The following is a 14,473-nucleotide window of genomic DNA, read 5'->3' on the forward strand; positions in this document are numbered from 1 at the left end:
CCTCAGATAGACAGCTTGTTGATGCGTTTGCCACCGTAAACCAGGTTAACAATGGCACGGGTACCGATAATCGCAGTGAACATTGACGTCGCAATACCGATTGCTGTGGTGATTGCAAAGCCCTTAATCGACCCGGTGCCGACCGCGTAAAGAATAATAACTTTGATCAGGGTAGTAACGTTCGCATCGACAATACTGGAGAAAGCGCCTTTATAGCCTTCATGGATTGCCTGCTGAACGGAACGTCCGTTGCGCAGTTCTTCTTTAATACGTTCGTTTATCAGTACGTTAGCATCAACCGCGACCGCCAGCGTCAACACGATCCCGGCAATGCCTGGCATGGTCAGCGTTGCGCCTGGCAACAGTGACATCACACCGACAATCAGCACCAGGTTAACTAACAGCGCACTGGTCGCAATCAAACCGAACTTTTTGTAGAACACCACCATAAACAGGATGGATGCCAGCAAGCCCCACAGACAGGCTTCCAGGCCCTGGGTAATGTTTTGCTGTCCCATGGTTGGGCCAATGGTACGCTCTTCTACAATCTGAATCGGCGCAATCAACGCACCCGCACGCAGCAGCAGTGAAAGCTGACGGGCTTCGTTCGGGTTGTTAATACCGGTAATGCGGAAGCTGTTGCCCAGGCGAGACTGGATATTAGCGACGTTGATCACTTCTTCCTGTTTCACCAGAATCGAACGACCATTGGCATCTTTACGACCGCTGTCTTTATATTCGACAAACAGCGTCGCCATCGGCTTGCCGATGTTGTCTTTGGTGAAGTTCGACATGATGTTGCCGCCCGCGCCATCCAGTGAAATGTTCACCTGTGGCTGGTTGTACTCATCCATGCTTGATGTCGAATCGGTGATATGGTCACCGGTCAGAATCACGCGCTTGTAGAGCACCACCGGCTGGCCATCACGCATATCCTTCACTTCAGAATCGCCCGGCACACGGCCACTCGCCGCTGCGGTTGGATCAACGCTGGTATTAACCAGACGGAATTCCAGCGTGGCGGTTGCCCCCAGAATCTCTTTCGCGCGCGCCGTATCCTGAATACCCGGTAGCTCTACCACGATACGGTCAGAACCCTGACGCTGCACCAGCGGCTCAGCAACGCCGAGTTGATTCACACGATTACGCAGGATAGTGATGTTCTGCTGAACGGCATATTCACGCGCTTCGCTGAGGCGTGCGTCAGTCATGGTCGCACGCAGCGCATCGTTGCCGCTGCTGGAAATCACCAGATCCTGATGACGAGAGCTTAACCAGCTCACAGCAACATCACGGCTTGCGGCGTCGCGGAAACGAATTTCCACGCCGTAATTAGCGATTTTATTGACGTTGGTATAAGGGATGCTTTTCTCGCGCAGGTCACTGCGCAGGCTATCGGCGTTCTGCTCTTGCAGTTTGCCTAATGCGGTATCCATATCCACTTCCATCAGGAAGTGCACGCCACCGCGCAAATCAAGGCCAAGCTTCATTGGCTCCGCAGCCAGTAAAGACAACCAACGCGGCGTTGCAGGTGCCAGGTTTAAGGCAACAACATAGTTCTCGCCCAGCGCCTTCATAATGGTTTCACGGGCGCGTAACTGCACATCGGTGTTGGCAAAACGCGCAGTGATTGCGCCATTTTCCAGCGCAACGGATTTGCTCTGAATATTATCTTGTTTTAATGCGGTCTGAATCTGATCCAACGTTTGCTCACTGGCGGCGCCACCGCGCGCGCCAGTGATTTGAACAGCCGGATCCTCACCATACAGGTTGGGAAGCGCATACAGCAGGCCGACAATAATTACGACGACCAGCATGATGTACTTCCACAAAGGATAACGATTTAACACGGCAGTTCCCTTAGGGAAGTAAAAATTACAGCGCCTTCATAGTACCTTTCGGCAGAACGGCAGCCACGAAATCACGCTTAATCACAACTTCATTATTTTCGTTCAGTTCGATAGCAACGTAACCGGTATCGGAAACTTTGGTTACGCGACCCACCAGGCCACCGTTCGTCAGCACTTCATCACCCTTAGAGATGGAATCCATCAGCTTCTTGTGCTCTTTTGCACGTTTCTGCTGCGGACGCAGGATCATGAAATAGAAGATCAAACCAAACACCACCAGCATGATCACCAGAGAATACGGACTTCCCTGAGACGGTGCGCCTGCTGCGCACACGGCGTCAGAAATGAAAAAGCTCATTAAATTTCCCTCATTGATGAATTATCAGACGTTAAAGGCGGAACTGCTTTGCCCGTCCTTTGGTAGAACTCGTTAACAAAACGCTCTAATTTACCCTCTTCGATGGCCTGGCGTAAACCCGCCATCAGGCGCTGGTAATAGCGCAGATTGTGGATAGTATTAAGACGCGCGCCCAGTATTTCGTTACAGCGATCCAGATGATGCAAGTATGCACGGCTGTAATTGCGACAGGTGTAGCAATCACACTCGGGATCCAGCGGCGACGTATCATCTTTATGCTTCGCGTTACGGATTTTTACCACGCCGTCGGTCACAAAAAGATGGCCATTACGTGCGTTGCGCGTCGGCATGACGCAATCGAACATATCGACACCACGACGAACGCCTTCCACCAGATCTTCAGGCTTGCCGACGCCCATCAAATAACGCGGCTTATCATGCGGAATTTGCGGACAAACGTGCTCAAGAATACGGTGCATGTCCTCTTTTGGTTCACCCACCGCCAGGCCGCCCACAGCGTACCCATCAAAGCCAATCTCTACCAGACCTTTCACCGAGACATCACGTAAATCTTCGTAAACAGATCCCTGAATAATGCCGAACAGCGCGTTCTTATTACCGAGGCTGTCAAAACGGTCGCGGCTGCGTTTCGCCCAGCGCAGTGACATCTCCATTGAACGTTTAGCGTAATCCCAGTCGGCAGGGTAAGGCGTACACTCGTCGAAGATCATGACGATGTCGGAGCCGAGATCATATTGGATCTCCATCGATTTTTCTGGATCAAGAAAGATCGAGTCGCCATTGATAGGGTTACGGAAATGCACACCCGCTTCGGTGATTTTGCGGATATCGCCGAGGCTGAAAACCTGGAAGCCGCCGGAATCAGTCAGAATCGGCCCTTTCCACTGCATAAAATCGTGCAGATCGCCGTGCAGTTTCATGATCTCCTGACCCGGACGCAGCCAGAGATGGAAGGTATTACCCAGAATGATCTGCGCACCGGTCTCTTGTACTTCTTCCGGCGTCATGCCTTTTACGGTGCCGTAAGTGCCAACCGGCATAAAGGCTGGCGTTTCTACCACACCGCGATCAAAAATCAGACGACCACGGCGTGCGCGCCCGTCTGTGGTATCAAGTTCAAATTTCACATGGCCTCCATCAGAGAAACAGTCTGATGATTGAGTTAAAAATCAGGCACCGACCTTTTCCTGCGGTGCCTGTGGGTTTTTGCTGATAAACATCGCATCGCCATAACTGAAGAAACGATATTGTTCAGCAACAGCAGCGTGATAGGCTGCCATGGTGTGCTGATAGCCGGCAAAGGCCGAAACCAGCATAATCAGGGTCGATTCAGGCAAGTGAAAATTAGTAATCAACGCGTCGATTACCTGATAGTAATAGCCCGGATAGATAAAAATTTGCGTATCATCGAAAAACGGTGCAATCAGCGCATCTTTACTGGCCTGCGCGGCGCTTTCCAGGGAGCGAACCGACGTTGTGCCAACAGCCACCACTTTATTACCGCGTGCTTTACACGCCAGTACCGCATCAACAACCTCCTGCGGCACTTCGGCATATTCAGCATGCATGTGGTGATCTTCGATGGTTTCTACGCGCACCGGCTGGAAGGTACCCGCGCCGACATGCAGCGTAACGAAGGCCATCTCAACGCCCTTCTCTTTCAATGCCTGTAATAAAGGCTCGTCAAAATGCAGGCCAGCGGTGGGGGCAGCAACCGCTCCGGGACGCGCACTGTAGACCGTTTGATAAAGTTCGCGGTCCGTCTCTTCGTCAGGACGATCGATATACGGCGGCAGCGGCATATGGCCGACGCTGTTCAGAATATCCAGCACCGCACGGTCATCTTCGAAGGCGATTTCAAACAGCGCATCGTGACGTGCCACCATGGTTGCTTTGACACTTTCGTCATCCCCTAACAGCAGTTCTGCACCCGGTTTCGGGGCCTTGGAAGCCCGTACGTGCGCTAACACGCGCTTGTCGTCGAGCATGCGCTCAACCAGCATTTCAATTTTGCCGCCACTTGCTTTGCGCCCAAACACCCGCGCCGGAATAACGCGCGTGTTATTGAAGACCAACAGATCGCCTGGATTAAGCTTATCCAGCACATCAGTGAATACGCCGTGCGTCAGCGCACCGCTCGGGCCATCCAGCGACAGTAAGCGACACCCGCTGCGCTGCGCCTGCGGATAGTGGGCGATGAGGGATTCAGGTAACTCAAAAGCAAAATCGGCGACACGCATGCAAGACTTCTTTCTCAGGCAAAAAAACAGGCGGCACAGTTTAGCGGAAAATCGAACAATTCTGAACAACTGGCTGCACAAAGGCAGTTCAGCCTATAATGTGCCATGAACTTTTTAGCCCACCTTCATTTGGCCCAGTTAGCCGGCAGCTCTTTGCTTGGCAATCTCATGGCCGATTTCGTACGCGGGGATCCGCGCCAGCATTGGTCAATGCCCATTGCGGACGGTATTCTGATGCATCGCCGTCTGGACGTCATGACCGATTCGCTGCCAGAAGTGCGCGAAGCGCGCCAGCTGTTCCGCCCTGAAACTTATCGCGTTGCGCCGATAACGCTTGATGTTATTTGGGATCATTTTCTGGCGCGTCACTGGTCATCTTTTCATCCGACCCTGACGCTGGCGCAATTCTCCGCAGCTGCGGAGCAGGAAATTGTGCCGCAGCTGCGCGGAACGCCGGTGGAATTTCAATCATTAAACAGCGTTATGTGGCGCGAACGCTGGTTTGAACATTATGCGCAGCCGGCGCGCCTGAAAACTGTATTACACGGCATGGCGAGCCGTCGTCCTCGCCTTGCGGCGCTGCGCGACTCTTATAATGATTTTAATGAACACTATTCTGCCCTTGAAACGCTGTTTTTTCAGTTTTACCCACGTCTGATCAACCTGGCGCAATCCCAACAACTCTAATTTTAAGCTTTAACTTTTATGCCTCACCTTAGGGAATAGTTATGCAGCAGCAAGTAATCCGCTGGCTTAAAGAAGCTGGCCTGCAACATTACACAGATACCGCCGCCCTGTTGATTGTGCTGGCGGCCATCATTCTGATTTCCGTACTGACTCACCTCATTCTGCACCACGCACTGCTGCCCCAGCTGCGTCGTCATGCTGAACAAAGCCGTCACCGGTGGCCAAAAGCGATGATTCATAATCGCTTGTTTAGCCGGTTTGTCTGGCTGATGCAAGGCGTGCTGTTTAAGTTGCAAACCGAACTTTTTTTGCACAACACCGAGCAGATCTACACGGTACTGATCGTCGTGGCGCAGGTGTGGATGATGATTTTCGCGCTGCTGATGTTCTTCTCTCTGCTGGATATTTTGCATCAGTTAAGCAGTGAGAGCGTGTTAGCACAGCAGATGCCGGTGCGCGGTATTATTCAGAGCCTTAAGCTGATTGCAGCCATATTGATGAGCATCATGGTGATTTCGCTTCTGCTAGGTAAATCACCGGGCGTGCTTATCACGGGTTTAGGTGCGATGACCGCCGTGCTGATGCTGGTGTTTAAAGATCCTATTCTGGGCCTGGTCGCCGGTATTCAGTTATCTGCTAATAACATGCTGAAAATGAATGACTGGCTGGAAATGCCTAAATATGGCGCTGACGGTGCGGTGACTGATATCAGCCTGACCACGGTGAAAGTGCGGAACTGGGACAACACCATTGTGACCATTCCAACCTATGCCCTGATTTCAGATTCATTCAAAAACTGGCGCGGTATGTCTGAATCCGGTGGACGCCGTATTAAGCGCAGCATTCATATCGACACCACCAGCATCCGTTTTCTTGAAGAGCAAGATATGCAAACGCTCAAAAGCGCCCATTTGCTGTCGCCTTATCTTGAACGCAAAACGCAAGAGCTGTCAGCCTGGAATAGCCAGTTGGGCTGCGATCTGACTTCACCGCTTAATGGTCGCCGCCTGACAAACGTCGGCACGTTCCGCGTCTGGCTGGAAAACTGGCTAAAAGATCATCCGCAGATCCATCAAGGCATGACGCTGATGGTGCGTCAGTTAGCATCAGGCCAGGAGGGTTTGCCGATTGAAATCTATGCATTCACTAACACCACAGTGTGGAAAGAGTATGAAAACATTCAGTCCGACATTTTTGACCATGTTTTCGCGGTGTTGCCCGCCTTTGGTCTGCGCGTACATCAGGCCCCAACCGGCAACGATATGCGTTTGATAGGTAAAGCGAACCCATAATTTCTCCCGCATCCGTCCGTACGCTAAGAAAAGCGTGCGGACGCTCTTCTCCCCTTCTTGCCTTCGCTGCACATCTGCGGCTTAATGAAGTCTTTCTTAACTTTGGTTAAGCAAGACACACAGCCAGAGCGCCTGAACAGGCGTTTCAATTGTTCGAACTGTCTTAAAATCATAAGAGGGAAAGATGTCATCCGCTTCGCATTCTGAAACAGACGCGCGCTACCGTTATGCCTGCGAAATCGCCCGTGCGGCGGCCAGCCGGGCTTACTCCTGGTATCAACAGCGTCAAAAACTGGTGGTGGAACATAAGAGGGATCTCCAGGACGTCGTCAGCGAGGCTGACCGCAATGTTGAAGATCTGATTAAGACGTTAATTGCTGAACGCTTTCCGGACGATGCCGTATTAGGTGAAGAGAGCGGCGGCGATACCCAGGGCGCCACTTACGCCTGGGTGGTCGATCCGATTGATGGTACTGCCTGTTTTATTAATGGTTTGCACAACTGGTGTGTCTCGCTGGCCGTGCTGTGCGAAGGTGAAGCGGTGATCGGCGTGGTGTGCGATCCGAATCATCAGGAGCTGTTCCATGCCCGCCTCGGACAAGGTGCCTGGTTAAATGAGACCCGCCTACAGGCACATGCTGCGCAACATCTTAATGAAGGTCTGCTTGGGTTGAGTAATTCCAGCCGCACCCCATCTGAAAGCATGGCGACCCTGATTAGCGACTTACTGCAACAAGGCGGTATGTTTATTCGTATCGGCTCCGGTGCGCTAACCAGCGCCTGGGCTGCTGCCGGACGTTTAATTGGTTATTACGAAGCCCATATGAGCCCCTGGGACAGTTTACCTGGCATTGTATTAATGCGGGAAGCGGGCGGGATGACCAATGATTATTTACGCAACGATGGCTTAAAAAATGGCAATCCGGTGTTGCTGGCTAATGCCGCGATTTATGCTCAGATTAAAGCCCTTGTTGGTGAGAGTGTGCAGCTCGACTAAACGAGGTATTTGATGACTGTCCACTTTTTTCGCTGGTCTGCCTTTGCTGGATGTGGCTTCTTTTTACTGGCCTGCCCGCTGCATGCTGAAGTGCAGTATCAGTTGGAAAAAGTGGTTGAACTGAGTCGTCACGGCGTACGTTCACCGACGCCTGATAATCGCAGAGAAACAGAAGCCGCAACCCAGCGGGCCTGGCCTCGATGGACAACGCCTGACGGCGAGCTTACCGCTCACGGCTACCGCGCCGTGGTCAATAAAGGACGCTGGCAGGGGGCACATTATCGTGAGCTGGGGCTGCTTTCTGCTGGCTGCCCTTCTCCCTCTGAGATTTATGTCCGTGCCAGCCCACTCCAGCGCACTCGCGCAACAGCTGAAGCGTTAACAGAGGGTGCCTTTCCCGGTTGCTCTGTGCCAGTGCATTATGCAACAGGCGGTATCGACCCGCTTTTTCAGAGTGAAAAATTTGCGCTAAGCAAAACCGATCCTGCTCAGGAACTGGCGGCAAAGCGTGCCAGAGCAGGTGATTTGGCGGCGCTTCAGCAAAGGCTACACCCTACCATTACGCTGCTGAAGCACGCGGTCTGCGCCCCTCACAACGGGTGCAGTTTCTTTGATCGGCCCTGGCAGTTTCGGCAGACTAAAAGTGGGCATACCTATGTACAAGGCCTGAGCGTGATGGCCAGCACGGTAGAAACGCTCAGATTAGGCTACAGCGAAAACCTGCCTTTTAATAAGCTTGCCTGGGGAAACATTACTTCAGCTGCGCAAATTACGGCACTGTTTCCTTTGCTCACGGCGAACTTCGATCTCAGCAATGATGTGCTGTATATGGCTCAACGTCGTGGATCGGTGCTGCTTTATGCCATGCTTCAGGCGCTTGAACCAGAGAAAAAGCCGCCGGTTACGCGCTGGCTGCTACTGGTTGCTCATGACACTAATATAGCAATGGTGCGAACGCTGATGGGTTTTCACTGGCAGTTACCCGGCTACGGGCGCGGAAATATTCCACCGGGCAGCAGTTTAGTCTTTGAGCGTTGGCGCGATCGGCAAAGTGGTGAACGCTATTTGCGTGTTTATTTCCAGGGACAAAGTCTGGATGCGCTGCGTCAACCAGAGCCGATAAATATCCGGCATCCTTTATTACGTCAGGAGTGGCATCAGCCTGGCTGTAAAAAACAGCGGTCGGTATACTCTGCCCTTATGAATACGCCATGAGCCAGATGAGAAAAAACCTGGATTTTAGCGCAGTTGCCCCACCCGACGTTGCGTTGCAATAAATTCCAGACTGCCTAACCTTAAGATAAATATAAGAATAACCTTTTAATCGTTAATGTGCTGTTATCTGTTAACGCCATGCCAATGCGCATCATTCTTATTTTATTTAATAATATTCCCAGCTCATGTTTTTTAAATTAGCATAGCCCTGTCAATCATCCCTTTATATTATCCTTCTTTTTTCACTTTTTCGGCGGCACAGTTAGCCGCTTTTATTTTTTAACGCGGCACAACTCATCATTTCCTTTATTTTTAAGCTGTAGAGATGAGACTTCGCGCCTGACATCACTTCGCCAGACAGAGCCTGAATGTGAATGGTCAGTTAAGAGGTGATGAGAGCACTCTTGCTGAATCAGATAACAGCGAATGATAGGCCTCGCCCCTCATACTGAGAGGCGAGGACAAAGCATCAGCCCGGTTTACGTACCAGCTTATAGCCCAACAGCAGTAACACAATCCACACCACGCCGACATACAGCGAGATACGCGTATCCGGGAAGTAGCCAATCAGGCCAATGATGAAAACCAGAAACGCCACGCCAACCCCGGCGGTCCAGCTGCCGCCTGGCAGTGCAAACTGCAACTTACCGGCGGCCTCTTTACCAATTTTGCGGCGAAACGCAATTTGTGACAGCAGGATCATGATCCAGACCCAGACGGTAGCAAAAGTAGCCAGCGAAGCGATCACCAGAAAGACTTTTTCTGGCATCAGATAGTTGAGATAGACCGCAATCAGCATAGCAAACATCATCACCACGACCGTAACCCACGGGATGCCGCGTGCAGAAACCTTCATGAAAACTTTCGGTGCGTGGCCCTGCTGTGCCATGCCGTGCAGCATGCGCCCAACGCCAAAGACATCACTGTTGATGGCCGACAGTGACGCCGTCAGTACCACGAAGTTCAGAATGGAGGCCGCTGCGGCAATACCGAGATGCTGGAATGTCAGCACAAACGGACTGCCGGAGGTGCCCACCTGATTCCATGGGTAGATCGACATAATCACGAACAGCGTGCCGACATAAAACACCAGAATACGCAGCGGCACAGAATTAATGGCGCGAGGAATTGATTTAGCCGGATCTTTCGCTTCACCCGCAGTAATGCCAATGATTTCAATCCCACCATAGGCAAACATCACCATTTGTAACGACAGCAGCATGCCCACCACGCCATGGGCAAAGAAGCCACCATTGCTCCATAAGTTGTGAATGCCGGTTGGCTGACCGCCGTTGCCAATACCCCAGATAATCATGGCAAAACCAGCCACAATCATCACGATGATGGTGGCGACTTTGAAGAAGGAGAACCAGAACTCCACTTCGCCAAATACTCTGACACTCATCAGGTTAACGGCACCGATGATCAGCACCACGCTGAGTACCCAGATCCAGTGCGGTACATCAGGAAACCAGACGCCCATATAAATACCGAACGCGGTCACATCGGCAATAGCCACGATCAGGATCTCGAAACAGTAGGTCCAGCCCGTAATGTAACCCGCCATCGGGCCAAGATAGTCCTGCGCGTAACGCGAAAAGGAACTGGCTTGCGGGTTATTCACACTCATTTCACCCAGCGCACGCATGATGATGTAAGCCACCGCACCGCCAATGATGTAAGCGAGCAGGACGCTTGGCCCCGCCATTTTGATGGCATCTGCGGAACCGTAAAACAGCCCGGTTCCAATCGCCGATCCCAGCGCCATAAAACGGATATGGCGCGTGCTCAGTCCGCGTTTGAGCTTGTTGGTTTCTTGCATAACAACAATACCTTGAAAATGAAAAAACCACGGGCAAGCCCGTGGTTGAAAGTTAACCTGTTCGCTATTACGAGTGAACGGAGATCTGTTCGCGACCTTTCACGCGATCCACCACCGCAACAATTAACAGCATCACCAGTGACGGCGGCAGCCAGGAAAGTCCCTGATCGGCCAGTGGTAAGTGCTGGCTAAAGGCTGGCAGCGCATCTTTGAATCCCGTGGTTTTAATCGCATCAACAATACCGAACAGCAGGCTGACCAGCATAGTTGGGGCAATAATACGGCTGCTTTTGTTCCACCAGTTCAGCGTGAAGCTCAGTACCACCAGCACAATGCATGGCGGATAAATGGCGGTCAGCACCGGAATTGAAATCTGAATCAAATGACTCAATCCCAGATTCGACACCACCATAGAGAACAGGCCGAGAATAAATACCAGCGTTTTATACGAGAAAGGCAGGTATTGCGCAAAAAATTCTGCACAGGCACAGGTCAGGCCAACCGCCGTTACCATACAGGCAACGAAGATCAGCGCAGCCAGGAAGAAGCTTCCCATGCCACCAAAGGTTTGCTGAACATAAGCATGCAGAATAGCTGCGCCGTTCGCGTTCTGATCAACCAGCGCGCCGCTGCCTGAACCCAGTTTAAACAGGCTGAGGTAAACCAGCGTCAAGCCGACACCGGCAATCAGGCCAGCCAGCACAGTATAACGGGTCAACAACGCGGCATTTTCGACACCGCGAGAGCGCGCAGCATTGACGATAACAATGCCAAACACCAGCGCACCCAGTGTATCCATGGTCAGATAACCATTAACGAAGCCACTTGAGAAGGCGGCACGCTGATAATCTGCGGTTGCCGGAATGCTGCCGCCTGCTGGCCACAGCAGTGCTGCGAGGCCCAACACAGTCAGCGCAACGATTTTCAACGGCGCAAGGAAATGCCCTACCGTATCCAGCAGCTTACCGGGATAAAGTGAAATGGCGATCACCAGCGCAAAATAGACCAGACTGTAGATAAACAGCGGCATGGCACCATCGCCAGTCAAGGGCGCGATGCCCACTTCAAACGAGACGGTAGCGGTACGTGGTGTAGCGAATAACGGTCCAACCGCCAGATAACAGACGGTGGCCAGTATTAAACCCGCTACTTTACCAATCGGCGAACTCAGCGCGTCAATCCCCCGCCGACGCGCGCCAGCGCAACCACGGTGATGACCGGCAGGCCAACAGCAGTAAGAAGGAAACCAATCGCGGCCGTCCAGACATGTTCACCAGACTGAATACCGACCATGGGTGGGAAAATAATGTTGCCCGCGCCGACAAACAGGGCAAACGTCATGAAGCCCAGCGCGAGAATATCTTTCGAAGTTAAACGGTGTGTCATACGGCCTGTCATTGATGTTGCGGTGGAAGTTGAGTTTGCGTTGTCTCCTCGCTACGTCAAAACAACGACTTGCCAGCCAGGATTAGCGCAATATGCTCGTCGTGAGGTGAAGCGCAGGTGATTTAGGCTGCTTTTTTCTGTTCACAGAGGGATGAATCGACAACGGCGCTAAGTAGACCGTTTATAGCGAAGAAAGGCAATACGCGATCGAAAAACCAGAAGGTTATCGTGCATTTTAAATGAAAGTTAGTTAATAGCTCCAATTTTTAGCAGAAGCACCCACGATGATGTGCCTATTTTTTCCGCAGGGCGTGGGAAGTTTCAGCAATTAATGGCTTACAGATGCACAAAAGGCGCGTTTTACGCGCCTGTCTGCACAACTTTACAGCATCACCACACCTGACTGGCGATGTCTGTAACCAGTCGAATCTTCTGCCACTGCTGCTCTTCGGTCAGGCTGTTGCCCTCTTCCGTAGAAGCAAAGCCGCACTGCGGGCTAAGGCAGATCTGATCCAGGCTGACATAGTTCGCCGCTTCCTGCAGGCGCGCTTTGACCTGCGCGGGATCTTCCAGCTCGCCATTTTTCGTCGTGACCAGGCCAAGCACAACTTGCTGATTGCCCGGCTTGATGAAGCGCAGCGGTTCAAAACCACCTGAACGCTCGTTGTCATACTCAAGGAAGAAAGCGTCGATGTTCACCGTGCCAAATAAAATTTCAGCAACCGGCTCATAACCGCCTTCTGAGATCCAGGTTGAGCGGAAGTTGCCGCGACACACGTGCAGCCCCACGGTCAAATCAGCTGGCTTGCCTTCCAAAGCTTTATTCAGCACGCGAGCATAGGTGCGCGCCAGTTCTTCCGGATCGTCACCGCGCTCCCGGATCTGCGCTTTTTGATCTTCTGAACAGAGATAAGCCCATACGGTATCATCCAGCTGCAAATAGCGGCAGCCAGCATCATAGAAGGCTTTGATGGCATCCTGATAAGTTTGCCCAAGGTCATCGAAATAGTCGCTCAGGTCTGGGTAAACCGTCGCGTCGATCATTTTACGACCGCCACGGAAATGCAGTACGCTTGGGCTTGGAATGGTCATTTTTGGCACGGCGTCGCCCGCAACGCTTTTCAGGAAGCGAAAATCTTCCAGCATCGGGTGATCGCCAAAACCCAGTTTACCGACCACTTTTACGCCACGCGCTTTGGTCTGTACGCCGTTAAACTGAATGCCCTGCTCGGCCTCATAGCGTTCACAGCCTTCCAGACCATCAAAAAAGTCGAAGTGCCACCATGCGCGGCGAAACTCGCCATCGGTTACCACCTTCAGGCCGTTTTCACGCTGTTTAGCAACGACATCACGAATAGCGTCATCTTCCACACGACGCAGTTCAGCTGCATCGATCTCGCCTGCGGCGAACTGTTCACGCGCGTGTTTAATCGCGGCGGGACGTAAGAAACTGCCGACAGTATCGGCGCGGAAGGGGGCGGTTTGTCTTTGCATGTTCACTCCTGGCTCGCCTGACACATAGTTGCATCAGGAAACAATTACGCTTCGTTATTTATAGCCATCTGGATGGCTATATGGCTAACTCAAGAGTGACATGCGAATCTCTCCTCTGCAACCGAAGAAAATTCAGTGCACATGAAAAAAATTCAAGTTGAACCGGACGCCATTAACATTTATTCCAGTGCGGCGCGCGCCTGCGCCATTTGGCTGTCTGAGAGCGGTAAATAACCCGCTTCACTGACGCGACGCTGGCCTTGTGCCGACAAGACCTGTTGCAGAAAAGCGGCTACCAGCGGCGGCAGCGGTTTATCCGGCGCTTTGTTAACATACAAATAGAGCGGACGAGCCCACGGATAGCGGCCATTGCGGATGCTTTCAACATCCGGTGCGACCGCTTCTCCGCTGGCATTCACTATGGATAACATTTTCACACCGCTGAGATGAAAGCCAAAACTGGCATAGCCGATACTGCGGGGATTGCGCGCCACTGCCTGCACCACCGCCGCTGATCCGGGGAATTCCGCAACATCACTGCGAAAATCGCCTCGACACAGCGCCTGCTGTTTGAAAAACCCCCATGTTCCGGACGCTGAATTTCTGCCGTAACGCTGCAAGCTGCGGTTGGCCCAGTCAGCCTGTTTCACGCCGAGATCGCCCCAGTGCGCAGGTATCTGAGTAGAGCCGCATAAGCGCGTAATCGAAAAGATGGCGTCGAGTTGGCGCGGATCAATGTGTTGCAGTGGATTGCGCTGATTCACCACCACCACCAGCGCATCCATTGCAACCGGAACCGCCAGCGGTGGATAACCGTATCGCGCTTCAAATGCCTGACGCTCTTCAGCCTGCATGGGCCGGCTCATCGGCCCGAGTTGCGCAGCACCTGCTGCCAGGGCGGTCGGCGCGGTAGAGGAGCCCGACGCCTGTACCTGCACATTCACGCCCGGCGCCTGACGACTAAAGTCTTCACCCCATAACGTCATCAGATAACCCAGCGTATCCGAGCCAACGCTGCTCAGGTTGCCAGAAAGCGTGTCTGGCTGAGCCTGCGAAGCCGCAGGCAACAGTAGAAGAAGAAAGCAAAGAAACGCGCGCATGAGGAGATCCA

General features: G+C 52.4%; 10 protein-coding genes and 2 pseudogenes. 4 read left to right on the plus strand and 8 right to left on the minus strand.

Annotated features, from left to right (window positions below):
• Positions 1-2: 2 nt before the first annotated feature.
• The 4 genes from secD to queA are packed head-to-tail and all read right to left on the minus strand — an operon-like array spanning position 3 to position 4,469.
• The gene (secD, locus tag O3W44_RS08545) at positions 3-1,850 is read right to left on the minus strand and encodes a protein translocase subunit SecD (protein ID WP_269292727.1); all 1,848 of its coding nucleotides are present in this window, start codon (positions 1,848-1,850) and stop codon (positions 3-5) included.
• Between the two features lie 25 nt (positions 1,851-1,875).
• Positions 1,876-2,208 (minus strand): preprotein translocase subunit YajC, encoded by a 333-nt coding sequence (gene yajC, locus O3W44_RS08550; RefSeq protein ID WP_269292728.1) that lies wholly within the window; start codon positions 2,206-2,208, stop codon positions 1,876-1,878.
• The gene (gene tgt, locus O3W44_RS08555) at positions 2,208-3,356 is read right to left on the minus strand and encodes a tRNA guanosine(34) transglycosylase Tgt (protein WP_269292729.1); all 1,149 of its coding nucleotides are present in this window, start codon (positions 3,354-3,356) and stop codon (positions 2,208-2,210) included. Before tgt ends, yajC begins: the two co-directional genes overlap by 1 nt.
• 42 nt (positions 3,357-3,398) lie before the next feature.
• Positions 3,399-4,469 (minus strand): tRNA preQ1(34) S-adenosylmethionine ribosyltransferase-isomerase QueA, encoded by a 1,071-nt coding sequence (queA, locus tag O3W44_RS08560; RefSeq protein WP_269292731.1) that lies wholly within the window; start codon positions 4,467-4,469, stop codon positions 3,399-3,401.
• 105 nt (positions 4,470-4,574) lie between these two features.
• Here queA and O3W44_RS08565 point away from each other — a divergent pair, with 105 nt between their 5' ends.
• The 4 genes and pseudogenes from O3W44_RS08565 to O3W44_RS08580 all read left to right on the plus strand — a co-directional run bounded on the left by O3W44_RS08565 (position 4,575) and on the right by O3W44_RS08580 (position 8,722).
• Positions 4,575-5,156 (plus strand): ACP phosphodiesterase, encoded by a 582-nt coding sequence (locus O3W44_RS08565; RefSeq protein ID WP_269292732.1) that lies wholly within the window; start codon positions 4,575-4,577, stop codon positions 5,154-5,156.
• A 41-nt stretch (positions 5,157-5,197) separates the two neighbouring features.
• Positions 5,198-6,448 carry a mechanosensitive ion channel family protein gene (locus tag O3W44_RS08570; protein WP_269292733.1) on the plus strand — a complete coding sequence of 417 codons (1,251 nt, stop codon included), beginning with the start codon at positions 5,198-5,200 and terminating at the stop codon, positions 6,446-6,448.
• A gap of 184 nt (positions 6,449-6,632) precedes the next feature.
• The gene (locus O3W44_RS08575; RefSeq protein ID WP_269292734.1) at positions 6,633-7,445 is read left to right on the plus strand and encodes an inositol monophosphatase family protein; all 813 of its coding nucleotides are present in this window, start codon (positions 6,633-6,635) and stop codon (positions 7,443-7,445) included.
• Positions 7,446-7,457: 12 nt separating this feature from the next.
• Positions 7,458-8,722 (plus strand): annotated as a pseudogene (locus O3W44_RS08580) (histidine-type phosphatase).
• 407 nt (positions 8,723-9,129) lie between these two features.
• On the opposite strand, the gene proY reads toward O3W44_RS08580, so the two are convergent.
• The 4 genes and pseudogenes from proY to O3W44_RS08600 all read right to left on the minus strand — a co-directional run bounded on the left by proY (position 9,130) and on the right by O3W44_RS08600 (position 14,462).
• On the minus strand, positions 9,130-10,482 hold the full coding sequence (proY, locus tag O3W44_RS08585) for a proline-specific permease ProY (RefSeq protein WP_269292735.1): 1,353 nt from the start codon (positions 10,480-10,482) through the stop codon (positions 9,130-9,132).
• Positions 10,483-10,549: 67 nt separating this feature from the next.
• Positions 10,550-11,868, minus strand: a pseudogene (brnQ, locus tag O3W44_RS08590) (branched-chain amino acid transporter carrier protein BrnQ).
• Positions 11,869-12,258: 390 nt separating this feature from the next.
• Positions 12,259-13,362 (minus strand): cobalamin-independent methionine synthase II family protein, encoded by a 1,104-nt coding sequence (locus O3W44_RS08595; protein WP_269292736.1) that lies wholly within the window; start codon positions 13,360-13,362, stop codon positions 12,259-12,261.
• A 179-nt stretch (positions 13,363-13,541) separates the two neighbouring features.
• Positions 13,542-14,462, minus strand: a complete 921-nt coding sequence (locus O3W44_RS08600) for a PstS family phosphate ABC transporter substrate-binding protein (protein WP_269292737.1) — start codon at positions 14,460-14,462, stop codon at positions 13,542-13,544.
• Positions 14,463-14,473 lie beyond the last annotated feature (11 nt).

This window comes from Pantoea sp. LMR881, assembly GCF_027157825.1.
Classification (GTDB): Bacteria; Pseudomonadota; Gammaproteobacteria; order Enterobacterales; family Enterobacteriaceae; genus Pantoea; species Pantoea haifensis.